Genomic DNA, 25,333 nt, shown 5'->3' with positions numbered 1-25,333 from the left:
ACCCTCCCCCTTGTGGGGAGGGTGGCCGGCAGGCGGGAGGGGCCTGAATACGGAGCGAAGTCCCCTCCCCAACCCCTCCCCACAAGGGGGAGGGGCTCCACGCGCTGCCCCTACCACCCCACGACTTCTTCCCGATACCGACCAACTTCCTCGATCAGCCACGCCCGAAACGCCACCACCGGCCGGAAATCCCTCTTGCTCACAGGCGCCACCGCATAGTAGGCGCTGGGGCTCGTCACCTGGTGGGGGTACGCTTCCACAAGCTGGCCGCTCGCCAGTTCCGAGTCGATCAGGAAAAGCGGCATCAGCGCAACGCCGAGGCCCGCGATACAGGCCTGAGCGACGTTGCCGAACTGCTCGAAGCGCATGCCCTGTGACGGCGTTCCGGTGATGCCAAGGCTTTCGAACCAGTGGCTCCAGGCACCTGGCCGCGAGGCCATGTGCAGCAGCGGCAGGCGCATCAGGTCCTCGGCCTTTTTGATCGGGTGCGAAGCGAGGAATGCCGGCGATGAGACCGGCGCCACCATTTCCTCCATCAGGAAGGTGCATTCCGCGCCCGGCCAGTCCGGTTGGCCGATATGGATCGCCATGTCGATGCCGTCGCGGTCGAAATCGAAGACCCCGATGCGGGTGGCGAAATTGAGGGTGATCTCCGGATGCCTTGCAACGAATTGCGGGATGCGCGGCATCAGCCAACGGGTACCGAAAGTCGGCAGGATCGCGAGGTTGAGCTGATCGCTATGCCGTTTGGTCATGACCTGCAGCGAGGCGGAGCGGATCTGCGACAGTGCGTTCGCCACCACCTTGGCATAATCCGCCCCCGCCGAAGTGAGGCTGACGCCGCGGCTGGTACGGTCGAAAAGCTGGATCCCCAGCTGCTCCTCCAGGCCGGAAACCTGCCGGCTGATCGCCCCTTGCGTCAGCGACAGCTCTTCCGCCGCACCTGAGAAACTACCGAGCCGGGCGACGGAATCGAAGGCCGCGAGCGCGGAGGTGGAAGGCAATAATTTTCGCGAGAGGCTGACCATTGCCTATTACTATAGATCATGGCCTGATGAGTAAACGGTGCTTGCTCTCGGGCGCCGTGCTGGCGATAATTCTTTAAACTTCAATTTGCCAGATTTCAAACCGGAGGCAGACCCTTGGCTTTTTCCTGGAACGATCCCTTTCTTCTCGAAGAGCAGCTGACCGACGAGGAGCGGATGATCCGTGACGCGGCTGCCGCCTTCGCCAAGGCTGAACTCCTGCCGCGCGTCCAGGAGGCCTATCTCGACGAGACGACCGACAAGGGCCTCTTCAAGCTGATGGGCCAGACCGGCCTGCTCGGCGTGACCCTGCCGGAAGAATATGGCGCCGCCAATGCCTCCTACGTCGCCTACGGCCTCGTTGCCCGCGAGATCGAGCGTATCGACAGCGGCTACCGCTCGATGATGAGCGTGCAGTCCTCGCTGGTCATCTATCCGATCTTCGCCTACGGCTCCGACGAGCAGAAGAAGAAATATCTGCCGGGCCTCGTCTCCGGCGAGCTGATCGGCTGTTTCGGTCTGACCGAACCGGATGCCGGCTCCGATCCGGGCGGCATGAAGACCCGCGCCGAAAAGATCGAAGGCGGTTACCGCCTGCGCGGCTCGAAGATGTGGATCTCCAACGCACCGATCGCCGACGTCTTCGTCGTCTGGGCGAAGTCGGAAGCCCACAACAACGAGATCCGCGGCTTCGTGCTCGAAAAGGGCATGAAGGGCCTGTCGGCGCCGAAGATCGGCGGCAAGCTGTCGCTGCGCGCCTCGATCACCGGCGAGATCGTCATGGACAGCGTCGAAGTCGGCGACGATGCAATCCTGCCGAACGTTTCCGGTCTCAAGGGTCCTTTCGGCTGCCTCAACCGTGCCCGCTACGGCATTTCCTGGGGCGTTATGGGAGCCGCCGAAGACTGCTGGTTCCGCGCCCGCCAGTACGGTCTTGACCGCAAGCAGTTCGGCAAGCCGCTCGCCGGCATGCAGCTCTACCAGAAGAAGCTCGCCGACATGCAGACCGAAATCACCCTTGGCCTGCAGGCTTCGCTCCGCGTCGGCCAGCTGATGGACCAGCACAAGATGGCCCCGGAAATGATCTCCATCGTCAAGCGCAACAATTGCGGCAAGGCGCTGGATATCGCGAGGCAAGCCCGCGACATGCACGGCGGCAACGGCATCCAGATCGAGTATCACGTCATGCGCCATTCGCAAAACCTGGAGACGGTGAACACCTACGAAGGCACGCACGACGTCCACGCGCTGATCCTGGGCCGCGCCCAGACGGGCATCCAGGCGTTTTTCTAAGCGGAAGCTACGCTTCGACAATCAGCCCGGCCGCTCCTAGCGCGCCGGGCTTTTATATCTCGGCGTCTCAGCCGAATGGCGGTCGCGGGTTCACACGCGCGCGTCCAGGGTGACGAGAAGTTCATCCAGCTGCCCGAACTGTTCGGGCAGCGCGCCTTCCATGCCGGCACAAGACTCGTCGGCCGCTTCCTTGGAAGGATAAAGTTCATGCAGGACCAGCAGCGTCCTGCCGTCCTCCTCCTCCTCGAAAGTGACCGTGGTGACGGAGCCGTTTTCATTTTCGTCATTGGTCCAGACGAGGCGCGAGGGCGGCGATACTTCGAGATATTTTCCGAAGAAGGTCATGGAGTTTGCGGCGTCCGGTCCGAACGTGACGCTATAGCCTCTTCCGGCTTGGACATCCATCTCGCAGGCAAGAAGCGGGACGCCGCTGGATTTCGGCGCCCACCACTGCTTGAACAATTCGGGCTTCGTCCATGCATCGAATACGAGGCGGACCGGGGCGTCGAAGCTGCGCGTCACGACGAGTTCACGCTCGGACCTCCGTTCGACCGCTGTGCGGCGAACGCTCACATTTTTGTCCATTGGTTGTCTCCCTTAGCCCCGCCGGGCAGCTTCGATTGCCGCGACGTCGATCTTCTTCATGGTCATCATCGCCTCGAAGGCACGTTTCGCCTCGCCGCCGCCGACAGCAAGGGCTTCGATGAGGACACGTGGCGTGATCTGCCAGGAGACGCCCCATCTGTCCTTGCACCAGCCGCATTCGCTTTCCTGGCCGCCGTTACCGACGATGGCGTTCCAGTAGCGATCGGTCTCTTCCTGGTCTTCGGTCGAGATTTGGAAGGAAAACGCTTCGTTGTGCTTGAAGATCGGGCCGCCGTTCAGGCCGATGCATGCCACTCCGGCAACGGTGAATTCTACCACCAGCACATCCCCCTGCTTGCCGTCCGGGTAATCGCCGGGCGCGCGGGTTACGGCGCCGACCTTGCTGTCCGGAAAAGTCTCGGCATAGAAGCGGGCAGCCTCCTCGGCGTCCTTGTCAAACCATAAGCAGATCGTGTTCTTCGCCATTGCATTTCTCCCTTTCAATCCTGGTTAAGCGGCCGTCGATGGCGACCATAACTCAAAGACGTACGTGCTTTCGGTAATCCGACATCCAGCCGAAAAAAGTTGCATCCCTCACCAACCGCGCCGTTTTTCGTCATTGGAGAAATTCCCGCCTTCGGTGTATCAGTGAAACGCTGCCGTGATCGGCGGCGAGGAAATGAAACAAAGGTCGTTTTGAAGAATGCACGCCATGGAAAATGCGGCGGAAGGGGCCGGTGGCGGTTTCAATGTCGGCGAGCGTCTTTGTCTGGTGCGCAAGCAGCACGGCCTGTCGCAGCGGGCGCTGGCGGTCAAGGCGGGCGTCACACATTCCCTCGTGTCGCTGATCGAGAAGAACAAGGTGAGCCCTTCGGTCGCCTCGCTGAAGAAGATCCTCGAAGCAATCAACTATCCGCTGACCGACTTTTTCGCGCTGACGCTGCCGCCGGTCGACCAGGTGTTCTACCGTGCCGAGGAACTGACGCCGCTTTCGACCGGCGCTTTGACGCTGCTACAGGTCGGCGACGCCAAATCCCACAGCATCCAGATTTTCCACGAGTTCTACGAGCCCGGCGCAGATACCGGCGAGACCATGCTGCAGCATGATGCCGAAGAAGGCGGCGTGGTCGTCGCCGGCGAATTGGAACTGACCGTCGGCAGCCAGACGCGCATCCTCAAAAAGGGCGACGCCTTCCTCTTCGACAGCCGTCAGCCGCACCGATATCGTAACGTCGGAACCGAGCGCTGCGAGGTGGTAAGTGCCTGCACGCCACCCTATCTTTAGGAAAAGAGAAGCCCAGATTTCATCCGGCTCCCTATGAATGTTGCCATATGAACGTTGATTGTTCCTGTCAATTATTTTAGGTCACAGGCCGACATCCCCGCACCTTCTCCCACGCCCCAAAAGGGCGTTTTCAGCCTTGAAATGAAAGTGGACACCATGCACAGCTATCCCGACGTCAAGCTTTTCATCAACGGCGAATGGCGCGATGCCATCGGCGGCGAAACCATCGATGTTTCCGATCCCGCGACGGAAGAAGTGATCGGGAAAATAGCCCATGCCCGCAAGGCGGACCTGGACCTGGCGCTGGAAGCCGCCGAAAAGGGTTTCAGGATCTGGCGCGATACCTCGCCCTTCGACCGTTCGAAACTGATGCGCAAGGCCGCCGATCTGCTGCGCCAGCGCGTAGACCAGATTGCCTATTACATGACCCGCGAACAGGGCAAGCCGCTCGCCCAGTCGAAGATGGAAGTCATGGGGGCCGCCGATACGATCGACTGGTTCGCCGAAGAGGCCCGCCGCACCTATGGCCAGATCATCCCGGCCCGCATGAGCGGCGTCTCGCAGATGGCGATCAAGCTGCCGGTCGGCCCAGTCGCCGCCTTCACGCCCTGGAATTTCCCGCTCAACCAGGTGGTCCGCAAGCTCTCCGCAGCTCTTGCGACCGGTTGCTCGATCATCGTCAAGGCGCCTGAAGAAACGCCCGCTTCGCCGGCCGAGCTGATCCGAGCCTTCATCGATGCCGGCGTGCCCGCAGGCGTCGTGAACCTCGTTTACGGCATTCCGGCCGAGATTTCCGAATACCTGATCCCGCATCCGGTCATCCGCAAGATCTCGTTCACCGGCTCCACCCCGATCGGCAAACATCTGGCAGCCCTCGCCGGCAAGCACATGAAGCGTGCCACGATGGAACTCGGCGGCCATGCGCCGGTGATGATCTTCGACGATGCCGATCTCGAAAAGGCGATCGAAGTCACCGCCATGTCAAAATTCCGCAATGCCGGCCAGGTCTGCGTCGCCCCGACCCGCTTCCTCGTGCAGGACAGCATCGCCGACAAGTTCACCGCCGGTTTCGTCAAGGCGGCACAGGCGATCAAGGTCGGCAACGGCCTGGAAGACGGCGTGACCATGGGTCCGCTCGCCAACGAGCGCCGCATCCCGGCCATGGAGGCTTTGATTCAGGACGCCATCACCCATGGCGGCGAGTTGAAGACCGGCGGCCACCGCATCGGCAACAAGGGCCACTTCTTCGAGCCGACGGTCCTCTCCGAAGTCCCGACATCGGCGAAGATCATGAACGACGAGCCCTTCGGCCCGATCGCGATCATCAACCGCTTCTCGCATTACGACGACGCGATCGCGGAAGCCAACCGGCTGCCCTTCGGCCTCGCCTCCTACGCCTTCACCGGCTCGGTGAAGACCGCCCACGCGCTCAGCCGCCAGGTGGAAGCCGGCATGCTGACCATCAACCACAACGGTCTGGCCCTGCCGGAAGTGCCGTTCGGCGGCATCAAGGACTCTGGCTACGGCACGGAAGGCGGCTCGGAAGCCACCGAAGCCTATCTCGAAACCCGCTTCGTCAGCCAGATGAGCTGACCTGAAGGTTTTTTAGACCCGCGTTCTCGACGCCGGTCGGTGCTGATGCATCGACCCGCGTTTTCTTTTGCGCTTGCCCGCGTCATTCGAGTCGAATACCAAAAACAAACAGTGAACATCGGATGAAGCGCCATGGCCGAGACTGAAGCAGCACCGCTCCTGAAGGAAATCTTTAACCGCGATCGCCTCCAGCATTTTGCGGCCGAGACCAAGGCCATCCATCCCGGCTTCGACGGGGAGCGCTTTCTGACGCTCACTTCCACCGGTCTCGACGATCTGAGCATCATGCAGCGCCTGCGTCAGATCGCCGTCGCCTACCACGCAGTCCTGCCCGGCGGGATCGAAAAGAATATCGACATCCTGCGGGCACTGGCACCCCGCATCAACCACGGCTTCGCCTCGATTGTGCTGCCGGAATATGTGGCGCTCCACGGCCATGACCATTTCGACCTGTCGATGGATGCGCTCGCCTTCTTCACCCGCTTCGGCTCGTCGGAATTCGCCATCCGACATTTCCTCCTGAAGGACCTCGGCCGGACGCTGAAAGTGATGGAGCGCTGGTCGCGGGACGACAACGAACACGTGCGCCGGCTTTCGAGCGAAGGCTGCCGGCCGCGCCTGCCCTGGTCGTTCCAGCTGAAAGAACTGATTGCTGACCCCTCGCCTGTCGCGCCGATCCTCGAAAACCTGAAGAGCGACCCGAGCCTTTACGTCCGCAAATCCGTCGCCAACCATCTGAACGACATCACCAAGGACCATCCTGCCTGGGTGTTCGACAGGATCACCGACTGGCCGAAGGACGACCCGCGAACGGCCTGGATCATCAAACAGGCGCTGCGCACGCTGATCAAGAAGGGCGACGCCCGAGCGCTCCACGTCTTCGGCGCCGGTCACAAGGCAGAGGTGAAGATCGAGAGTCTCGCGGTGACACCATCGTCGCTGAAACTCGGGGGCGCGGTGAAGATATCGGCCAGGGTGGTGTCGACCGCGTCGGCGCCGCAGAAGCTCGTCATCGATTATGCGGTCCACTACGTGAAGAAGGCAGGCGGCACCTCAAAGAAGGTCTTCAAGTGGAAGGAGATCACGCTGGGTGCCGGCGAGAGCTGTGAACTCACGATCAGCCGCGCCATCCGCGACTTCACCACACGCGTCCATTATGCCGGCCGGCATCCGGTCGAGCTGGTGGTCAATGGCGAGGTGCTGGCCGAGGATGCGTTCGAGCTTCTGGCTTAAGCTTTTTCGGCCAGGTTGGCGGGTGCGGCCCCCTCACCCCGCCTCCGCTTCGCTCGGTGGACCTCTCCCCGAGGGGAGAGGATGAACGGGGGCGTCAGCGCCTTTTCCCTCTTCGATAGAGAGAGAGCCAGAGACAGTGCCTCATAACCTCTTCTCCCCAGCGGGGAGAAGGTGGCCCGAAGGGTCGGATGAGGGGGTGGCGCAGACGTATGTCGCCAAAATCTACTGCTTGTCGAAGAAACCCATCAACCCAGCGCAAACACCTTCGCCCTGCGCAAAGTCACAAAACCACCCTCGCCCGCCTTGACTGCCCGCTCCGGCTCGACGTCGAATTCCAGCTGATCGCCGGTCTCCGTGGTCGCCAGCACCCGCCGCCCGTCCGGGCGGTCGAGCACGCGGGTGATGCTGGCCGGAATGCCCGGTCCCTGCGCGGACCAGTCGAGATCGGCGGGGCGGGCATAGAGTTCCGCCTTGCCGTCCGCCATGCCGGACACGTCGATCGCAGCACCGCTGGCATAGGCCCTGCCGTCGCGGACTTCTGCGGCGAGTACGTTGGCATCGCCGAGGAACTTCATCACAAAGGCGGATTGCGGATTGCGGCAGACTTCTTCCGCCGTTCCCTGCTGGATGATGTGGCCGTCTTTCAGGATGACGACGCGATCTGCGAGATCCAGCGCCTCCTCCTGGTCGTGGGTGACGAAGATCGTGGTGATGCCGAGCTCGCGGTGGATTTCGCGCAACCAGCGGCGCAGGTCGTGGCGCACATTGGCATCGAGGGCGCCGAACGGCTCGTCGAGCAGCAGCACCTTGGGATCGACCGACAGCGCCCGGGCCAGTGCCACGCGCTGCCGCTGGCCGCCGGAAATCTGCGCCGGGAACCGGTCGCCGAGGCCTTCCAGGCGCACCAATCTCAGCAATTCAACGACACGCGCCTCGATCGCCGCCTTCTCGCGCTTTACTTTCGAGACCTTCATGCCGAAGGCAATGTTTTCCGCCACCGTCATATGCGGAAACAGCGCGTAATGCTGGAAGACGAAACCGACGCCGCGATCGCGCACGGGAATGTCGGTGGCGTCCTGATCGCCGAAATAGATGTGGCCGCCATCGGCATATTCTAGGCCGGCGACCATGCGCAGGATGGTCGTCTTGCCGGAACCGGACGGGCCGAGCAGAGCGACGAGTTCGCCGCTTTCGATCGTGAGTGAGACATCCCGCACGGCGCGAAAAGTCTCGAAGGTTTTGACGACGTTTTCGAGGCGGATTTTCATGAGGTTTTCTCCGCGGGACTGGCGACCAGAGCCGGGCGACGGGCGCGGCCGGCTCCCTGGCGCTCCAGCGCCACCTTGGCGATGATGGTGAGGACGGCGATGAGCGCCAGGATGGAGGCCGCGGCAAAGGCGCCTGCCGCCTGGTAGTCGTGATAGAGCAGCTCGATATGCAGCGGCAGCGTATTGGTCTGCCCGCGAATATTGCCGGAGACCACCGAGACCGCCCCGAACTCGCCCATGACGCGGGCGTTGCAGAGCACGACGCCGTAAAGCAGCGCCCATTTAATGTTCGGCAGCGTCACCGAGAAGAAGGTCCGCCAGCCGGACGCGCCGAGCGAGGTCGCGGCTTCCTCGAGATCGCGGCCCTGCGCCTGCATCAGCGGGATCAGCTCGCGGGCGACGAAGGGTGCGGTGACGAACATCGAAGCGAGAATGATACCGGGGATCGCGAACAGGATCTTGACCCCGTATTCATCCAGTGTCGGACCGAAGACGCCCTGCAGGCCGTAGACGAAGAGATAGGCGACACCCGCGACGATCGGCGAGACCGAAAACGGGATCTCGATGACGACCAGCAGGAAACGCCGGCCCCAGAAATCAAACTTGGTGATCGACCAGGCGGCCGCGACACCGAAAGCGGTATTGACCGGCACGGCGACGATCGCGGCAAACACCGTCAGCCCGATCGCATGCAGCGTGTCGGGATGGAGGATCGTGTCGCGATAGACAGCCCACCCCTTTGAGAAAGCCTCTACCCCGATGACCACCAGCGGCGCGATGATCAGTAGGGCGACGATCACCAGAACGATGCCGATCAGCATCCGGCGGAAGAGCGGCTGGTCGCCGACGCGCGGCGGCTTCCTGCCTGTACGGGTCGCACCCATGGTCACCCCCTCACCGTGTAGCGAAGCGCCCGCGACTGCATCCAGTTGGTGAGCGCGAGCATGACGAAGGCCGCAATCAGCAGCACCGAGGCGATGGCGGCGGCGGCCTGGTAATCGTATTCCTCCAGCCGGATGAAGACGAGAAGCGCGGTGATCTCCGTCGACATCGGCTGGTTGCCGGCGATGAAGATGATCGCACCAAACTCACCGAGCGAGCGGGCAAAGGACAGCGACACGCCGGCGAGCAGCGCCGGGGTCAGAAGCGGCAGGATGACCTTGCGGAAAATCTGCCAGTCTGAGCCGCCAAGCGACTGCGCCGCCTCTTCCAGCGCCGGATCGAGATCTTCCAGCACCGGCTGCACGGTGCGCACGATGAACGGCAGCGAGGTGAAGCACATCGCGATCATGATCCCGAGCGGCGTATAGGCGACCTTGATGCCGAGGTCGGCGAGGATGGAACCGAACCAGCCGTTGGTGGTGAAAAGTGCCGTCAGGGCAATGCCGGCCACCGCCGTCGGCAGCGCGAAGGGCAGATCGACCATGGCATCGACGATCCGCCAGCCCGGGAACCGATAACGCGTCAGCACCCAGGCGAGCGCCAGGCCGAAGAACAGGTTGAAGACAGTGGCGCCGAGCGCCGAGAGCACGGTAACGCGGTAGCTCGCAAGCGCCCGCGACGAGGAGACGATCCGCCAATAGTCCTCGGGGCCGAGGCTCGCGGCCTTGAAGACCAGAGCTGCCAGCGGCAGGACCACGATCAGCCCGACATAAAACAGCGTCACCCCCAGCGACAGGCGTAACCCGGGCAGGACATTGCGTCTCAAGCGGTCGTATCCTCTTTTCACGGCAAAGCCCGGCGAACTTTCGTTCGCCGGGCGAGGCTTGGTTGAAGTCCAGTCTGCGCTTAGCGGCTGCCGTACAGCTTGTCGAGAGTGCCGCCGGAGGCGAAGTGATCCTTCTGGATCTTGTCCCAGCCGCCGAAGACGTCATCGACCTTGACGAGGCGTATCGCCGGGAACTGGTCCTTGAACTCGGCGGCGACCTTTTCGTTCTGGACGCGATGGCCGAACTGGGCAGCGATCCGCTGGCCTTCTTCCGTATAGAGGAAGTCGAGATAGGATTTGGCGAGGGCTTCCGTGCCGTGCTTCTTGGCAACCTTGTCGACGACCGCAACCGGGAACTCGGCGAGAAGGCTGACCGACGGGATGATGCTCTGGACCTTGTCGGCGCCGTACTGCTTGACGATGCCGCGGGTCTCGGCCTCGAAGGTGATCAGCACATCACCGGTTTCGCGCTCGACGAAGGTCGTGGTGGAGGCGCGGCCGCCGGTATCGAAGACCGGCACGTTGTCGAAGATCTTGGTGATATAGGCATCGATCTTCTCTTCGTCGCCCTTATAGGCTTCCTTGGCCCAGGCGTAGGCGGCGAGATAGGTGTAGCGCGCGTTGCCCGAGGTCTTCGGGTTCGGGAAAACGGCGTGCACGTCGGCGCGAGCCAAATCGCCCCAATCCTTGATGTTCTTCGGATTGCCCGCGCGCACCAGGAACGACGGGAAGGAATAGAAGGGCGAGGCATTGTTCGGGAATGCCTTGGTCCAGTCCTTGGCAACGAAACCTTGTTTGGCAAGGAAATCGATGTCGGTCGACTGGTTGAAGGTCACGACGTCGGCTTCAAGGCCTTCGGCGATCGAACGGGCCTGCTTCGAGGTGCCTGCATGCGACTGGTCGATGGTGACGCCCGGATGACTCTTGATGAAGGCTTCGTTCTCGGCGACGAACAGCTCGCGCGAAACGTCGTAGGAGGCGTTGAGCAGCTTCGTCGGAGACTGGGCCAGCGCGGGGGTAACAAAAAGCGCCGCCAAGGGCGCAATAAATGCGGTGCCGAGGATCAAGAGGCGGTTCATACAAGTCTCCGGTGTTGGATTGTGCCGGTGAAACTACCGGTACGCCCAGCAAACGGCGAGGAACCGCGGACTTTCCTTTGGTACGGCGTTAGAAATTTTGTCCATTATTCGCCATGAACGGCGGAGCTTTTCGCGCGTCATCCGGACCGGTGCCGCTTCATTGAAAGAGGCAGCACCGGAAGTATCGGCAAGCCCTGTCGCAGCATCATCAGGCGACGACGTGCGGGACATCCATCTCGTGGATAGCCTTCCTAATCTCCGTGCGGAATTCAGGAGTGTCGTGGTGACCATGCACGGAAATGGCATGCTGCACGGCTGCATTGACGAGTTCATCCGCGTTGTCCGCCGAGATCGCAACGGTGCATTTCATCTCGCTCGGAAATTCGCGGCAATCGATGTATTGGCGTCCCATGTCTGCCTCCATCACAAGCCCTGAACCGATTGGCCAGAGGACGGGAATCTACTCTCTTTGCGCAGAGGAAACAAACATCGCCGGACTGATCAATCGGCCTAGCTCGTCCCGCCCGCCTTACCCCGCAGCATCTGGATGATGGCGGAAAAATCGTCCGCGCCGTGCCCGGTCCGCTCAAACTCGGCATAAAGCTCGGCCGCGTGGGCACCGAGCGGCGTGGCTGCACCAGACTGTCTTGCGGCCTCCTGCGACAGCGTCAGGTCCTTCAGCATCAGCGCTGCCGCAAAACCCGGCCTGTAGTCGTTATTCGCCGGCGAGGTCGACACCGGGCCCGGCACCGGGCAATAGGTGGTGAGCGACCAGCACTGGCCGGACGAGGTGGAGGCGACGTCGAACAGCGCCTGGTGCGAAAGACCGAGCTTTTCCGCCAGGCCAAATGCCTCGCAGACGCCGATCATCGATATGCCCAATATCATGTTGTTGCAGATTTTCGCCGCCTGGCCGGCGCCGGCGTCGCCGCAATGGACGATCTTCTTTCCCATCGCCTCGAGGATCGGCTTGCCCAGGGCGAACGCCTTTTCCGAACCGCCGACCATGAAGGTCAGCGTGCCGGCGGCCGCACCGCCGGTGCCGCCGGAGACGGGTGCATCGAGCGAGATGCAGTTCATCACATTCGCCAGTTCATGTGCCTTTCGGGCGCTTTCCACGTCGATGGTCGAGCAGTCGATGACCAAGGTACCCTCGGGGATGAGCGTGGTGAGATCGGTCCAGACGGCGACCACATGCTGGCCCTTGGGCAGCATGGTGATGACACATTCCGCATCGCTGACGGCTTCCGCCAGCGCGCCAGAGGCCTTCACGCCCGTCTCGGCGGCTGCCTTTACCGACGCTTCCGACAGGTCGAAGCCGCGCACCTCATGGCCGGCTTTCACAAGATTGGCGGCCATCGGCCCGCCCATATTGCCAAGTCCCACGAAAGCGATCTTGCTCATGTCTTCCTCCCCTCCTCATTGTTGCTTTAAAGTCTGTGATCCGGAAACAGCACCGGATGCCGCGCAGCAAAATAGCGGTCGAGATCCGTATCGCCGACCTCCTCCAGCGTTGCCGGAGACCATTTCGGATTGCGATCCTTGTCGATGATCGCGGCGCGCACGCCCTCGTAAAAATCGTGGTTACGCAGGATTTCGGCGCCGGCGGTGAATTCCCGCTCCAGGCATTCGACGAGGCTCGAACTTTCGCGGCCGCGCCTGATGAGCCGAAGCGCGAGCTTGAGGCTGGTCGGCGATCGCTTGGCGATGATGTCGCGCGTCCTGATGGAGAATTCATCATCCTCCCTATTCAAGGCTTCCACAACCTCCTCGACCGTGTCGAAGCGAAAACCCCGGTCGATCAGGTCTCGATGGGTTTCGAGTTGGCTTTCGCCGGGCATGACGGCAAAGCGATCGATCACAGCCCTCACCTGCTCGTCGGATGCCCCGCCCTTCAGTTCTCCCAACGCCTCGACAAGCGGGGCAAGCCCCTCCGAGGGCACGTTCACATCGGCAAGACTGGTATAGATGGCGTCCGCCGCGCCGATCACCTCGCCCGTCAGCGCCATCCAGGTGCCCGTCTCCCCGGGCGCGCGGGGAAGCAGCCAGGTGGCGCCGACATCCGGCACGTAGCCGATGCCGGTTTCCGGCATCGCGAGACGGGTGCGTTCCGTGACGATCCGGTGTTTCCCATGCGACGCGATCCCCACGCCGCCGCCCATGACGATGCCGTCCATCAGCACCACATACGGCTTCTCGTAACGAGAGATCATGTAGTTGAGGGGAAACTCCTCCCGCCAGAACCGGGTGACCTCCGGATCGTCCGATTTGCCGCTCTCGTAGATGACACGGATGTCACCGCCAGCGCAGAGGCCGCGCTCCCCCTCGCCCTTGACGACGACGCAGGAGGTTTCCGGATTGCCGGCAAATTCCTCCAGCGCCTGCTTCATCGCCCGCACCATGGCGAAGTTCAGACTGTTCAGCGCCCTCGGCCGGTTGAGCCGAATGATGGCGGCCGAACCGATACGGTCGATGAGGACTTCGTCGCTCTGGACAGGTGTGTCGGACATGCGTTTCTCCGGTCTACCGATTGTCCGCCAGGATCATCTCGGCCGCCTTTTCGGCGATCATGATCGTCGGCGAGTTAGTGTTGCCGGAGACTATATTGGGCATGATCGAGGCATCGGCGATACGCAGCCTTCCGACTGCGCGCATTTTCAGCCGGGGATCGACGACGCTGTCCGGATCGGATCCCATACGCGCGGTGCCGACCGGGTGGAAGATCGTCGTGCCGATGTCGCCGGCCGCCTTTTCGAGGTCCGCATCGGTCTCGTAGGACGGGCCGGGTTTATACTCTTCCGGGTGGTAGCGGGCGAAGGCCGGCTTTTTGACGATCTCGCGGGTGATCCTAATTGATTTGACGGCGACGTCGCGATCGGCGGCGGTCGACAGGTAATTTGGATGGATGCCGGGTGCTGCGGCGAAATCCGGGCTTTTCAGATGCACCGACCCGCGGCTCTCGGGACGAAGATTGCACACGCTCGCGGTCATTGCCGGGAAGGAGTGGACCGGTTCGCCGAACTTGTCGAGCGACACCGGCTGGACGTGGTATTCGAGGTCCGGCGTCTCCTTGTCCGGCCCGGATTTGGTGAAGATGCCGAGTTGGCTCGGCGCCATCGACATCGGCCCGGAGCGCCGGAAGGCGTATTCCAGCCCGATCGAGGCCTTGCCGATCAGGCTCGACGCCTTTTCGTTGAGCGTCGGAACGCCGGTCACCTTGTAGACAAGGCGGAGCTGCAGGTGGTCCTGCAGGTTCTCGCCGACGCCCTTCACTTCCTTGACCACCTCGACGCCCGCGTTTTGCAGGACATCGCCGCGGCCGATCCCGGAGAGTTCGAGGATATGCGGCGTGCCGATCGCGCCGGCGCTGAGCACGGTTTCCCGTTTCGCATAGGCCTTCTTCGCCACCCCATCGTGCTGGAACTCTACGCCCCTCACCTCGCCGTTTTCGATGATCAGCCTCCGGACATGCGCCTTGGTCAGCACGGTGAGGTTCGGCCGCTTCATCGCCGGGCGCAGGAAGGCCTTCGAGGTGTTCCAGCGGATGCCGGAGCGCTGGTTGACGTCGAAATAGCTGGAGCCTTCGTTGTTGCCCCGATTGAAATCGTCGACGATCGGGATTCCAGCCTCTTCCGCCGCCTTCTGGAAACTGTCGAGCACCGCCCAGCGAAGACGCTGCTTTTCGATGCGCCATTCGCCGCCGGCGCCGTGCATGTCGTCGGCACCCTTGTAGAAATCCTGGGATTTCTTGAAGATCGGCAGGACGTCGTCCCAGCCCCAGCCGGTGCAGCCCATCTGCCGCCACATGTCGTAGTCGTAAGCCTGTCCGCGCATGTAGATCATGCCGTTGATCGACGAGCAGCCGCCGAGGATTTTTCCGCGCGGGTAGGAGAGCGATCGGCCGTTCAGCCCCTCTTCCTTCTCGGTCGTGAAACACCAGTCGGTGCGCGGATTGTTGATGCAGTAGAGGTAACCGACCGGAATATGCACCCAGTGATAGTTATCGTTGCCGCCCGCTTCGAGGATCAGTACACGGTTGCCGGGATCCTTCGATAGCCGATTGGCGAGGACGCAGCCGGCGCTGCCCGCCCCGATGACAATGTAGTCGTAATTTTCCATGCTTCATGCTCCAGGGAAATGCGCCCCGCGAACCATGTCCGCAGCCGCATCCCTGCGCCCTCCCTCTATCTTATCGTCTATGCTCGAAACCGAGCTTCCGGCCGAGCCGGGAGGCGTAGAATTCTCCGATAATGCCCCGCCGGAAGACGAGGACGCAGACCATGAAGATCACGCCGGTGACAATCGTTACCGGAAATTGCGACGTCGCCAGATAGTTCTGCAGCGTGACCACCAGGCCGGCTCCGAAGATCGGCCCGATCAGCGTGCCTATCCCGCCAAGCAGCGTCATCAGGATCACTTCGCCGGACATCTGCCAGGCGACATCCGTCAGCGTCGCGAACTGGAAGACCAGCGCCTTCAGTCCACCCGCAAGGCCGGCCAGCGCCGCCGACATCACGAAGGCGCCGAGCTTATAGCGGGCGACAGAGTAGCCGAGCGAGATCGCGCGCGGCTCGTTCTCGCGGATCGACCGGAGGATCATGCCGAAGGGCGAGTTGATGAACCGCCAGATGATCACCATGCCGATCAGGAACACACCAAGCACGAAGTAATACATGTTGGTTGAGCCCGAGAGATCGATGAAGCCGAACAGATGGCCCCGCGGCACCGACTGGATGCCGTCCTCGCCCTCGGTAAACTTCGCCTGCAGGCAGAAGAAAAAGAACATCTGCGACAGAGCCAGCGTGATCATCGCGAAATAGATGCCCTGCCGGCGGATCGCGAAGAACCCCATGATCAGGCCGAGCAACGCAGCGCCCGCGACGCCGGTCAGAATGCCGAGTTCCGGCGGAAAGCCCCATTCCTTGACCACATGGGCAGTGAAATAGGCCGCGCCCCCGAAGAAGGTCGCATGACCGAAGGAGAGCAGCCCGGTATAACCGAGCAGCAGGTTGAAGGCGCAGGCAAACAGCGCGAAGCACAAGAGCTTCATCAGGAAGATCGGGTAGAAGAACATCGGCGCGAGGATCAGGGCCACGAGACCGATAATCAGGAAGATCGCATAGGTTCTGGAAGCGGTGGCCGACCGTTCGATACGCGGCTTGGCAGCGGTTTGGGTCATCTCGCTCATCTCACGCATCCCGTCCGAAAAGGCCGGCTGGCCGGAGTAGAAGCACGATCGCCATGATCACGAAGATCACGATATTGGATGCTTCCGGATAGAACACCTTGGTGAGGCCTTCTGCAATGCCCAGCATGTAGCCGGTGAGGATGGCGCCCATGATCGAGCCCATGCCGCCGACCACGACCACCGCGAAAACGACGATGATGATGTTCGATCCCATCAGCGGCGAGACCTGGTAGATCGGCGCAGCCAGCACGCCGGCAAAGGCGGCGAGTGCTGCCCCCAGCCCGTAGGTAAGCGTCAGGAGCACCGGCACGTTGACGCCGAAGGCCTGGACCAGGACCGGGTTTTCCGTAGCGGCGCGCAGATAGGCGCCGAGCTTGGTCTTCTCGATCAGCAGCCATGTGCCGATGCAGGCGACCAGCGACACGACGACCACCCAGCCGCGATAGATGGGCAGGAACATGAAGCCGAGGTTGGTGCCGCCGGCCAACTGCGCCGGCACCGAATAAGGCTGGCCCGCCGCACCATAGAGATACCGGAACGTGCCCTCGATGGCCAGCGCCAGGCCGAACGTGAAGAGCAGGCCATAAAGCGGATCGAGATTGTAGAGCCGCGACAACATCGTCCGTTCGATGACGGCTCCGAACAGACCGACGACGATCGGCCCGAGGATCAGCGCGACCCAATAGTTGATGCCGAAATATTCCAGCATCAGCATCGCCGCAAAGGCGCCGAGCATGTATTGCGCGCCATGGGCGAAGTTGATGACGCGCAGAAGACCGAAGATGACCGCAAGGCCGAGGCTCAGAAGCGCGTAGAAGGACCCGTTGATCAGGCCGATCAGGAGCTGCCCGAGAAAGGCCTGAAGCGGTATGCCGAAGATCATCGTCATAACGTCACACTCCCAGCACTTTATGCAGCATGTCCATCTTGCCCGGCAGCTCAGCCACCGGGAAATTCGCGACCATCCGCCCGTGATCCATCAGATAGAACCGGTCGGCGACGCGGCTCGCGAAGCGGAAATTCTGCTCCACCAGAAGCACCGTCATGCCGCGTTCCTTCAGCGTCTTCAGCACCTCGCCGATCCGCTGCACGATGACCGGCGCCAGGCCTTCGGTCGGTTCGTCGAGGATCAGCAGCTTGACGCCGGTGCGCAGGATGCGGGCGATCGCCAGCATCTGCTGCTCGCCACCGGAGAGCTTGGTGCCGGGGCTGGAGCGACGCTCCTGGAGGTTGGGGAAGAGCTCGTAGATCTCCTCGAGCGACATGCCGCCTTCGGCCACCACCGGCGGCAGCATCAGGTTTTCCTCGACGGTCAGCGTCGAAAAGATACCGCGCTCCTCCGGTACGAAGCCGATGCCGTTATGCGCCGTGCGATGCAGCGGCACGCCGAGCATGTCCTTGCCGGCAAAACGGATTTCGCCCTTCCGCTCGCGGATGATGCCGACAATGGTCCTGAGCGTCGTCGTCTTGCCGACGCCGTTGCGACCGAGAATGGTGATCGTCTCGCCCTCCCCGACGGTCATGTCGACGCCGTGCAGGACATGGCTTTCGCCGTACCAGGCATTGAGGTTGGAAACTTGCAACAACGGTGCCATCAAGCCTCCTCCGTGCCCATATAGGCGGTGCGGACCCGCGGGTCCTGGCTAACGGTGGCATAGTCGCCCTCGGCAAGGATTTCGCCGCGCTGGAGCACCGTCACATGGTGACAGATGTCGGCGACGACGGAGAGATTGTGTTCGACCATCAGCACCGCACGGGTCTTTGCCACCTCGCGAATGATGTTGGAGACGGTGCCGATATCCTCCTGCCCCATGCCGGCCATCGGCTCGTCGAGCAGCAGCACCTTGGGATCGAGCGCCAGCGTCGTGGCGATCTCCAGCACGCGCTTGCGGCCATAGGAAAGGTCGGCGGCGAGCGCATTGCGTTCGCGCTTCAGGCCGACCGACTCGATCAATTCGTCGGCCCGCGCATTCAGCCGATCGAGCGAGGAGACGGGCAGCCAGAACTGTGTCGAAAGACCGTTCGGCCGCTGCAGCGCGACGCGCACGTTGTCGAGCACCGTCAGATGCGGAAAGACCGCCGAAATCTGGAAGGACCGCACCAGCCCCATCCGCGCGATCCTGTCCGGCTGCGTTCTGGTGATGTCCGTGCCCAGAAGCGTGATCGAACCCGCCGTCGGCTGCAGGAACTTGGTGAGCAGGTTGAAGACCGTGGTCTTGCCGGCGCCGTTCGGGCCGATCAAGGCGTGGACACGCGCGTGACGGACGTCGAGATCGACGTTCTTCACCGCCATGAAGGCGCCGAAGCTCTTCGAGAGGCCGCGGGCGGATAACACCACCCGCGGCTCTTCTTGTCTTGATGTCGCGGCGACCGCCATTACTTCACCAGATCGCAGCCGCTCTTGGCGGGATCCATGTAGGCCTCTTTGCCGGGGATGGTGGCCAGCACCGTGAAATAATCCCAGGGCTCCTTGCTTTCGCCCGGCTTCTTGACCTGCAGCAGGTACATGTCGTGGATCATCCGACCGTTCTTGGCGACCGTACCGCCGCGGGCGTAGAAATCGTCCACCGGCATTTCGTGCAGCGCCTTGGAAACGGCATCCGCATCGTCGGTGCCGGCTTTCTGGACTGCCTTCAGATACTGCGTGACCGCCGAATAGGTGCCGCTATGGACCATGTTCGGCATCTTCTTGGTGCGGGCGAAGAACTTTTTCGCAAACTCCCGGCTCTTGTCGTCGAGGTTCCAGTAATAACCTTCCGTCAGGGTCAGGCCCTGTGCCGCCTGCAGGCCGAGGCCGTGCACTTCGGCGAGTGTGAAGAGCAGTGCCGCAAGCCGCTGGCCGCCGGCGGTGATGCCGAACTCCGCCGCCTGCTTGATGGCGTTCGCCGTGTCGAGACCGGCATTGGCAAGACCGATGACCTTGGCACCGGAAGACTGGGCCTGCAGCAGGAAGGACGAGAAATCGGTGGTGGCAAGCGGATGGCGGACCGCGCCGACGATCTTGCCGCCGGAAGACTTCACGAAATCGCCGGTCTGCTGTTCCAGCGAATAACCGAAGGCGTAATCGGCGGTGAGGAAGAACCAGCTGTCGCCGCCCTGCTTGACGAGCGCGCCGCCGGTGCCGACCGCGAGCGCATGCGTGTCATAGGCCCAGTGGAAGCCATACGGGGTGCAGGCCTTGCCGGTCAGATCGGTGGTCGCCGCGCCCGTGACGATGTCGATCTTCTTCTTTTCCTTGCCGATCGCCTGCACGGCGAGCGCGACAGACGAGGTCGTCAGTTCCATGATCGCATCGACCTGCTGCGTGTCGTACCACTGGCGGGCGATGTTGGAGGCGATGTCCGGCTTGTTCTGATGGTCGGCATCGACGATCTCGATCGGCTGCCCCAGAACCTTGCCGCCGAAATCCTCGACCGCCATCTTGGCCGCCTCGACCGACGACTTGCCGCCGAACTCGGAATAGACGCCCGACTGGTCGTTCAGGATGCCGATCTTGACCTTGTTGTCGGACACGCCCCCGGGCGCGCTCTGCGCGAGTGCCGCGCTGCTTGCGAGAAGCACTGCCAGGGATGTTACAAATGATGTCAGAATTGTCTTGTGCATGATTTCTCCTCCCAGAGAATGTGCCCAGAAAATTTGGCCAGAGGTCTGTTCAAAATTGGTGAGCCGTTCTCCTCAAAGCGGCTGCTCCGGATTGCATGGTTCAGGAAAACCGCCGTTGACGCAAGCAGGTCTCTGTAATTAATTGCAAACAGCATCTGTGCATTTTTGAACAGACGGGAACGTATTGAGCAACAATCAGAACTTCACCTGGGACGATCTTCAATATTTTCTGGCAGTGGCGCGCAGCGGCCAGCTGTCCACCGCAGCCCGCCAATTGCGCACCAGCCACGCCACCGTGTCCCGGCGTATCGACCGGCTGGAATTCGCACTCAAGGTCAAGCTGTTCGAGCGCAATCCACGTGGTTATGTCCTGACCAGCATGGGCCAGCGGTTCATCGAGACCGCGGAACGGATCGAGACCGAGGCGGACCGGCTGCAGGCGGATGTCGCCTCGGGCACCACGGCACAGCGCGGCGTGGTGCGCTTAAGCACCCCGGAAGGGTTTGCGAATTTCTTCTTCGCCGACAAGATCCGCAGCTTCTGCGAAAGCCACCCGAACATCTCGCTGGAACTGGTGACGATCCAGCAGATCATGTCGCTGTCGCGCAAAGAAGCCGATATCGCCGTCTCGCTCGATCCGCCGAAGGAAGGGCCTTATCTTACGGAAAAGCTTACCGACTACAGCCTCAACGTCTATGGGGCGAAATCCTACCTGTCCAAGGTGGGTCCGATCCGCAGCCGGCAGGATCTGCTGTCGCATCCGTTCATCGGCTATATCGAGGACATGATCTTCGCGCCAGGGCTAGACTATCTCGGCGACGTCCATCCGGGCATCAAGGCGCGCTTCCAGAGCTCCAGCATTTTTGCGCAATTGACCGCGACGCTGAACGGGCTCGGCCTCTGCGTGCTGCCGCATTTCATCACCCGCGTCCAGCCCGACCTCGAAATCGTGCTACCGGAAGAGGTGGAGCTGAGACGCGGCTACTGGCTGATGTGCCATCGAGACCTGAGCCAGATCCCGCGCGTGCGGATGGTGACGGACTATATCTTCCAGTCCGTCCGGGCCAATCAGCACGCCTTCCTCAGGAGTTACCAGGCTCCCGAGGAAGGCGCTCGCCGTCACTCCGCTGCCATCGGCAGGTCGTCGTCGCGGCTGTCGAAAAGGTCGCCCTGATTGGCGGGCGTCCTGTCGTCGGTTTTGGCCTTCTTCGGCTCGCGGCCGAAGAACAGCGCATAGGCGGCCGGGAGGACCAAGATGGTCAGCACGGTGGCAACCAGGATGCCGCCCATCATCGCATAAGCGAGCGGCCCCCAGAACACGCCGCGCGAGATCGGGTACAGCGCCAGCACGGCTGTCAGCGCCGTCAGCATGATCGGCCGGAAACGACGCACGGCCGCGCCGACGATCGCCTCCATCCGCTCCATACCGGCTGCGATGTCCTGGTCGATCTGGTCGACCAGGATGATCGAATTGCGGATGATGATGCCGAGCAGCGCGATGACCCCGAGAATCGCCACAAAGCCGAACGGCGCGCCGGTCAGAAGCAGCGCCATGGCGGCGCCGATGATGCCGAGCGGACCGGTTGCCAGCACCATCATCGCCTTGCCGAAATGCTGCAGCTGGATCATCAGCAGCACGAGGATGACCAGAAGCATGATCGGGGCCTTGGCAGCGATCGAGTTCTGGCTTTCGGCTGCATCCTCCGCACCGCCCTGGATGTCGACATGGTAGCCGGCGGGCAGGCTAGCGCGCAGATCGGCCATGCTGTTGTAGAGGTTGAGCGACACCTGGGTCGGTTCGACGCCGTCTGGCAGCGTCGCCTTGACGGTAATCGTCGGCAGGCGGTCGCGGCGCCACTCGATACCCTGTTCGAGAACCGGCACGACCTTGGCGATCTGCGAGACCGGCACGAAGCCGCCGAAATCCGTCGGCACGTAGACCGACTGGACGGCCGAGAGCAGGTTGCGGGTGGCATCCGGCTCGCGGACAACGATCGAGACCGTCTCTTCGCCATCGCGGAAGTCGCTGATCGGCGCACCGGCGGTAGCCGATTGCAGCATCTGGCGGACGCGCTGGGAGGTGACGCCGAGAGCGCGGGCGCGATCCTGGTCGATGACCAGTTTCATTGCCGTCACCGGTTCCATCCAGTCGTCGTGGATGGCGCCGAACAGCGGCTGCTGCTGGTAACGTTCCTTGACCTGGTCGGCGATCCGGCGGACTTCCGCCGCGTCGGGACCGGTGACACGCATCTGGACGGGCCAGCCGACCGGCGGGCCGAGGAACAGACGATCGACCTTGCCGCGTACGGTCGGGAAGTCCTGTGCGAGGATACCCCTGAGCTTGACGATCAGCCGTTCACGGGCATCCACGTCCTTCGACATGATGAGGAGCTGCGCGTAGTTCGGGTTGCGGAGCTGCTGGTCGAGCGGCAGGAAGAAGCGCGGGGCGCCTTCGCCGATATAGGTCGCGACGAAGGTCTTGTCCTGGTCGGGCAGGATCTTGTCTTCAAGGGCTTTTGCCTGGCGTTCCACTTCCTCGATGGCCGTGCCTTCCGGCAGCCACAGATCGACGAGGATTTCCGGCCGCGAGGACTGCGGGAAGAAGCTCTGCGGGATGAACTGGAAGGACCAGAGACTGCCCGCGAAGACACCGAGGGTGAGGAGCAGCACGATCGCCCTGTGACGCACGGACCAGCCGACCGCACGTCGGACACCACGATACATCCGTGTGTCGTAAGCATCGTGATGGGTGCCTGCGTGCGCCCGCTGCTTGAGGATCATGTAGCCGAGCCAGGGAGTGAAATAGACGGCCACGAACCACGACACGACGAGCGCGATGCCCACCACGTAGAACAGCGTGCGCACGTATTCGCCGGCGGTGGAATCGGCGAACCCGACCGGGATGAAGCCGGCAGTGGTGATCAATGTGCCGGTGAGCATCGGAAAGGCGGTGGATGAATAGGCGAAGGTGGCGGCATCGAGGCGTGCGAGCCCCTCCTCCAGCTTCCGTTCCATCATCTCGACGACGATCATCGCATCGTCGACGAGCAGGCCGAGCGCGATGATCAGCGCGCCGAGCGAGATGCGCTGCAGCTCGATGCCCATGTAGAACATGATCGCGAACGTAGCTGACAGAACCAGCGGAATGGTGATGGCGATGACGATGCCCGAACGCCAGCCGATCGAGATCAGCGAGACGATGAGGACGATGACGAGAGCTTCCAGCAGGGCCTGGGTGAATTCGCCGACCGCTTCGGTGACGACTTCCGGCTGGTTGGAGACCTGCTGGACAGATACGCCAACCGGCAGCGTCTGTTCGAAGCGCTCATAGGTCGCCTCGACCTGATGGCCGACATCGGTGACCTTGAAGCCCTTGGCCATGACGACGCCAAGCTGGACGCTGTCGTGGCCGTTGAAGCGGAACTTGCGCTGGTAGGGGTTCTCGAGGCCGGCGGTGACGGTGGCGATATCGCCGAGCCGGATCACCTGGCTGCCGGCCTTGAGGCGTAGTTCGCGGATGTCTTCCGGCGTGGTGACGCCGCCTTCGACCGCGATCCGCACCGACCGATCGGCGGTCTGAACGTTGCCGGCGGGATCGATATTGTTCTGGCCGGACAACGCATCGCGGATGTTGAGGACAGTGAGGCCGCGCTCGGCGAGCGCCTTCGACGAAACGTCGATGAAGATCTTCTGCGGCTGGTCGCCGAGGATGACCGCCTTTTCGACGCCGGGTGTGGCGAGCAGCATGTCGCGGGCCTGAATCGCGAACTGCTTCAGTTCAGGATAGCTGTAGCCTTCACCGCTGATCGAGTTGAGGGTGATGTAGGTATCGCCGAACTCGTCGTTGAAATAGGGACCGAGCAGGCCGGCCGGCAGATCCTGGGCGATGTCCCCGACCTTCTTGCGAACCTGATAGAAGGCGTCGTTGACCTGGGCGGTATTGGTGTCGCCCTTGATCTGTATCGTGGTGATCGCCACGCCGGCGCGGGTGTAGGACTTGACCCAGTCGAGATGCGGGGTTTCCTGCAGCTTTCGCTCGATCTTGTTGACGACCTGGTCCTGCATCTCCTGAATGGAGGCGCCGGGCCAGACGGTCTGCACGACCATGACGCGGAAGGTGAAGTCCGGGTCTTCCTTCTGCCCCATGTTCATGACGCCGAGTGCGCCCATGACGATGATGAGGCCGAAGAGAAAACGGGCGATGCTCGGATGGGCAATCGCCCAGCGGGACAGGTTGAACCGGGCCTTTTCCGGGGGATTGGCCTGATGAGAGGAGCTCATGGTCTTGGGTCCTTTAAGCCGGGCGATCAGGGCGCGAGCGAAGCGGTGGTAAGGCTGCTGACGCTGCCGAAGCGTGAGGCGACGTTTTCCGGCAGCTTGACCTTCATGTCTTCCTTCATGAACTGCGTGCCGGCCGAGACGACGAGGTCGCCCTTGGCAACGCCGTCGGCGACACGAACGCCGTCATCGGAGAAATCGGCGACCTTAACGGCACGCGAACTGACGGTGCCCTTGCCGCGGTCGACGATCCAGACGACGGACTGGCCGTCCTTCTTGGAAAGCGCGGCAAGCGGAACGGCATAGGTGGCGACAGCATTGTCTTCGTCCGCCTCGATCGTCGCAGTCATGCCGAGCAGCACCCGTGTATCCGCAGGCAGGCTGACGCGAACCGCGAAAGTGCGCGATTGGGCATCGGCACTGCCGGCCACTTCGCGGACCTTACCGTCGAGCACGAGATCGGTGGCCGACCAGAAACGGGCCTTCACCGTCTTGCCCGGCTTGAACTGAGCGACGTCCATTTCCGGAACGGCGATCTGCACTTCCTTGCTGCCCTCGACCGCAACGGAGAGGACCGGGGTGCCGGACGCGACCACCTGGCCGATATCGGCGCTGACCGCGGTGACGATGCCGTTCTGGTCGGACTTCAATTCCGTATAGGCGACCTGGTTGCGGGCCTGGTCGAGTGCCGACTGGGCCGATTCCTTTTGCGAAACGGCCTGGTCATTGGCCAGTTGCGCCTGTTCGAGCTGCGATTGGGAAGAAATGCTCTTTTCGGCAAGCGTCTCGGCCCGCCGACGGGCGAGGCCGGAGATTTCCACCTGCTTCTGGGCGGAGGCGAGATCGGCCTCGGCGCGGCGCACCGCGAGCTGGTAATCGACGGCGTCAAGCTTTGCGAGCACGTCGCCGGGGCGAACACGCTGACCGACATCGACGAGCCGCTCGGTGATCTTGCCGGCGACGCGGAAGCCGAGGTTCATTTCGGTGCGCGCCTTGACTGAGCCGGAATATTGAAGCTTGCGGCCGTGATCGGCGGCGGCAACCTCGGTCACCTTCACCGGGCGGACGATTTCCGGAGCTTCGACTTTCTTCTCTTGCGAGCAGGCCGTCAGCGCGCCGAACGCGGTCGCGACTAAAAGGCCTTTGACGAGAAACGAGACATTACGTCTGGTCTTTACGAAAAACATGGTTCCGC

General features: G+C 62.4%; 23 protein-coding genes. 5 read left to right on the top strand and 18 right to left on the bottom strand.

From position 1 onward, the window contains the following. Positions 1-110: 110 nt before the first annotated feature. Positions 111-1,028 carry a LysR family transcriptional regulator gene (locus AC1DLT_RS09540; protein WP_477486592.1) on the bottom strand — a complete coding sequence of 306 codons (918 nt, stop codon included), beginning with the start codon at positions 1,026-1,028 and terminating at the stop codon, positions 111-113. 114 nt (positions 1,029-1,142) lie between these two features. On the opposite strand from AC1DLT_RS09540, the gene AC1DLT_RS09535 reads away from it, so the two are divergent. Further along, on the top strand, positions 1,143-2,318 hold the full coding sequence (locus AC1DLT_RS09535; RefSeq protein WP_477486591.1) for an acyl-CoA dehydrogenase: 1,176 nt from the start codon (positions 1,143-1,145) through the stop codon (positions 2,316-2,318). Positions 2,319-2,408: 90 nt separating this feature from the next. Here AC1DLT_RS09535 and AC1DLT_RS09530 read toward each other — a convergent pair whose 3' ends face one another. Both AC1DLT_RS09530 and AC1DLT_RS09525 read right to left on the bottom strand, forming a co-directional pair. Next, positions 2,409-2,903, bottom strand: coding sequence for an SRPBCC family protein (locus AC1DLT_RS09530; RefSeq protein ID WP_477486590.1), 495 nt, complete (start codon positions 2,901-2,903; stop codon positions 2,409-2,411). A 12-nt stretch (positions 2,904-2,915) separates the two neighbouring features. Continuing rightward, on the bottom strand, positions 2,916-3,389 hold the full coding sequence (locus tag AC1DLT_RS09525) for a VOC family protein (protein ID WP_247031034.1): 474 nt from the start codon (positions 3,387-3,389) through the stop codon (positions 2,916-2,918). Positions 3,390-3,606: 217 nt separating this feature from the next. Between AC1DLT_RS09525 and AC1DLT_RS09520 the strand changes: the two genes are divergently transcribed. From AC1DLT_RS09520 to AC1DLT_RS09510, 3 genes are all read left to right on the top strand, one after another. Beyond that, entirely contained in the window at positions 3,607-4,188 is a 582-nt protein-coding gene (locus tag AC1DLT_RS09520; protein WP_477486589.1) for a cupin domain-containing protein, read from the top strand. Between the two features lie 156 nt (positions 4,189-4,344). Further along, positions 4,345-5,781: an NAD-dependent succinate-semialdehyde dehydrogenase gene (locus tag AC1DLT_RS09515; protein WP_477486588.1), complete on the top strand. Its 1,437-nt coding sequence runs from the start codon at positions 4,345-4,347 to the stop codon at positions 5,779-5,781. 132 nt (positions 5,782-5,913) lie between these two features. Continuing rightward, positions 5,914-7,014, top strand: coding sequence for a DNA alkylation repair protein (locus tag AC1DLT_RS09510; protein ID WP_477486587.1), 1,101 nt, complete (start codon positions 5,914-5,916; stop codon positions 7,012-7,014). Positions 7,015-7,259: 245 nt separating this feature from the next. Here the strand turns inward: AC1DLT_RS09510 and AC1DLT_RS09505 are convergent, their stop codons facing one another. The 13 genes from AC1DLT_RS09505 to AC1DLT_RS09445 all read right to left on the bottom strand — a co-directional run bounded on the left by AC1DLT_RS09505 (position 7,260) and on the right by AC1DLT_RS09445 (position 19,860). Next, complete coding sequence (locus AC1DLT_RS09505) at positions 7,260-8,282, bottom strand: sulfate/molybdate ABC transporter ATP-binding protein (protein WP_477486586.1); 1,023 nt, start codon at positions 8,280-8,282, stop codon at positions 7,260-7,262. After that, complete coding sequence (gene cysW / locus AC1DLT_RS09500; protein WP_477486585.1) at positions 8,279-9,166, bottom strand: sulfate ABC transporter permease subunit CysW; 888 nt, start codon at positions 9,164-9,166, stop codon at positions 8,279-8,281. Before cysW ends, AC1DLT_RS09505 begins: the two co-directional genes overlap by 4 nt. Before the next feature lie 2 nt (positions 9,167-9,168). Then, positions 9,169-9,990: a sulfate ABC transporter permease subunit CysT gene (gene cysT / locus AC1DLT_RS09495; RefSeq protein ID WP_046666499.1), complete on the bottom strand. Its 822-nt coding sequence runs from the start codon at positions 9,988-9,990 to the stop codon at positions 9,169-9,171. Between the two features lie 80 nt (positions 9,991-10,070). Further along, positions 10,071-11,069, bottom strand: coding sequence for a thiosulfate ABC transporter substrate-binding protein CysP (gene cysP, locus AC1DLT_RS09490; protein WP_477486584.1), 999 nt, complete (start codon positions 11,067-11,069; stop codon positions 10,071-10,073). Between the two features lie 208 nt (positions 11,070-11,277). Further along, entirely contained in the window at positions 11,278-11,481 is a 204-nt protein-coding gene (locus AC1DLT_RS09485) for a DUF1059 domain-containing protein (RefSeq protein ID WP_477486583.1), read from the bottom strand. Between the two features lie 98 nt (positions 11,482-11,579). Further along, positions 11,580-12,473 carry a 3-hydroxyisobutyrate dehydrogenase gene (mmsB, locus tag AC1DLT_RS09480; RefSeq protein WP_477486582.1) on the bottom strand — a complete coding sequence of 298 codons (894 nt, stop codon included), beginning with the start codon at positions 12,471-12,473 and terminating at the stop codon, positions 11,580-11,582. Between the two features lie 26 nt (positions 12,474-12,499). Beyond that, a complete protein-coding gene (locus tag AC1DLT_RS09475) occupies positions 12,500-13,579 on the bottom strand; it encodes an enoyl-CoA hydratase/isomerase family protein (protein WP_477486581.1) in 1,080 nt (359 codons plus the stop codon). A 13-nt stretch (positions 13,580-13,592) separates the two neighbouring features. After that, positions 13,593-15,188, bottom strand: a complete 1,596-nt coding sequence (locus tag AC1DLT_RS09470; RefSeq protein ID WP_477486580.1) for a GMC family oxidoreductase — start codon at positions 15,186-15,188, stop codon at positions 13,593-13,595. A gap of 70 nt (positions 15,189-15,258) precedes the next feature. Continuing rightward, positions 15,259-16,257, bottom strand: coding sequence for a branched-chain amino acid ABC transporter permease (locus AC1DLT_RS09465; protein WP_477486579.1), 999 nt, complete (start codon positions 16,255-16,257; stop codon positions 15,259-15,261). Between the two features lies 1 nt (position 16,258). Next, positions 16,259-17,146 carry a branched-chain amino acid ABC transporter permease gene (locus AC1DLT_RS09460; protein WP_038545619.1) on the bottom strand — a complete coding sequence of 296 codons (888 nt, stop codon included), beginning with the start codon at positions 17,144-17,146 and terminating at the stop codon, positions 16,259-16,261. Between the two features lie 4 nt (positions 17,147-17,150). Continuing rightward, positions 17,151-17,852, bottom strand: a complete 702-nt coding sequence (locus AC1DLT_RS09455; protein WP_038590018.1) for an ABC transporter ATP-binding protein — start codon at positions 17,850-17,852, stop codon at positions 17,151-17,153. Further along, positions 17,852-18,634: an ABC transporter ATP-binding protein gene (locus AC1DLT_RS09450; RefSeq protein ID WP_477486578.1), complete on the bottom strand. Its 783-nt coding sequence runs from the start codon at positions 18,632-18,634 to the stop codon at positions 17,852-17,854. Before AC1DLT_RS09450 ends, AC1DLT_RS09455 begins: the two co-directional genes overlap by 1 nt. Next, the gene (locus AC1DLT_RS09445; RefSeq protein WP_477486577.1) at positions 18,634-19,860 is read right to left on the bottom strand and encodes an ABC transporter substrate-binding protein; all 1,227 of its coding nucleotides are present in this window, start codon (positions 19,858-19,860) and stop codon (positions 18,634-18,636) included. Before AC1DLT_RS09445 ends, AC1DLT_RS09450 begins: the two co-directional genes overlap by 1 nt. 184 nt (positions 19,861-20,044) lie before the next feature. Here AC1DLT_RS09445 and AC1DLT_RS09440 point away from each other — a divergent pair, with 184 nt between their 5' ends. Then, positions 20,045-21,034 (top strand): LysR family transcriptional regulator, encoded by a 990-nt coding sequence (locus AC1DLT_RS09440; RefSeq protein ID WP_477486576.1) that lies wholly within the window; start codon positions 20,045-20,047, stop codon positions 21,032-21,034. On the opposite strand, the gene AC1DLT_RS09435 is transcribed toward AC1DLT_RS09440, so the two are convergent. Next, a complete protein-coding gene (locus AC1DLT_RS09435) occupies positions 20,980-24,141 on the bottom strand; it encodes an efflux RND transporter permease subunit (protein WP_477486575.1) in 3,162 nt (1,053 codons plus the stop codon). The genes AC1DLT_RS09440 and AC1DLT_RS09435 overlap by 55 nt on opposite strands. A gap of 26 nt (positions 24,142-24,167) precedes the next feature. Next, positions 24,168-25,325: an efflux RND transporter periplasmic adaptor subunit gene (locus AC1DLT_RS09430; protein WP_477486574.1), complete on the bottom strand. Its 1,158-nt coding sequence runs from the start codon at positions 25,323-25,325 to the stop codon at positions 24,168-24,170. Positions 25,326-25,333 lie beyond the last annotated feature (8 nt).

The sequence above is a fragment of the Neorhizobium sp. 05N33 genome (assembly GCF_056397445.1).
Note: the sequence above shows the minus strand (reverse complement) of the source record. Positions and strands in the feature narration are given on the sequence as shown.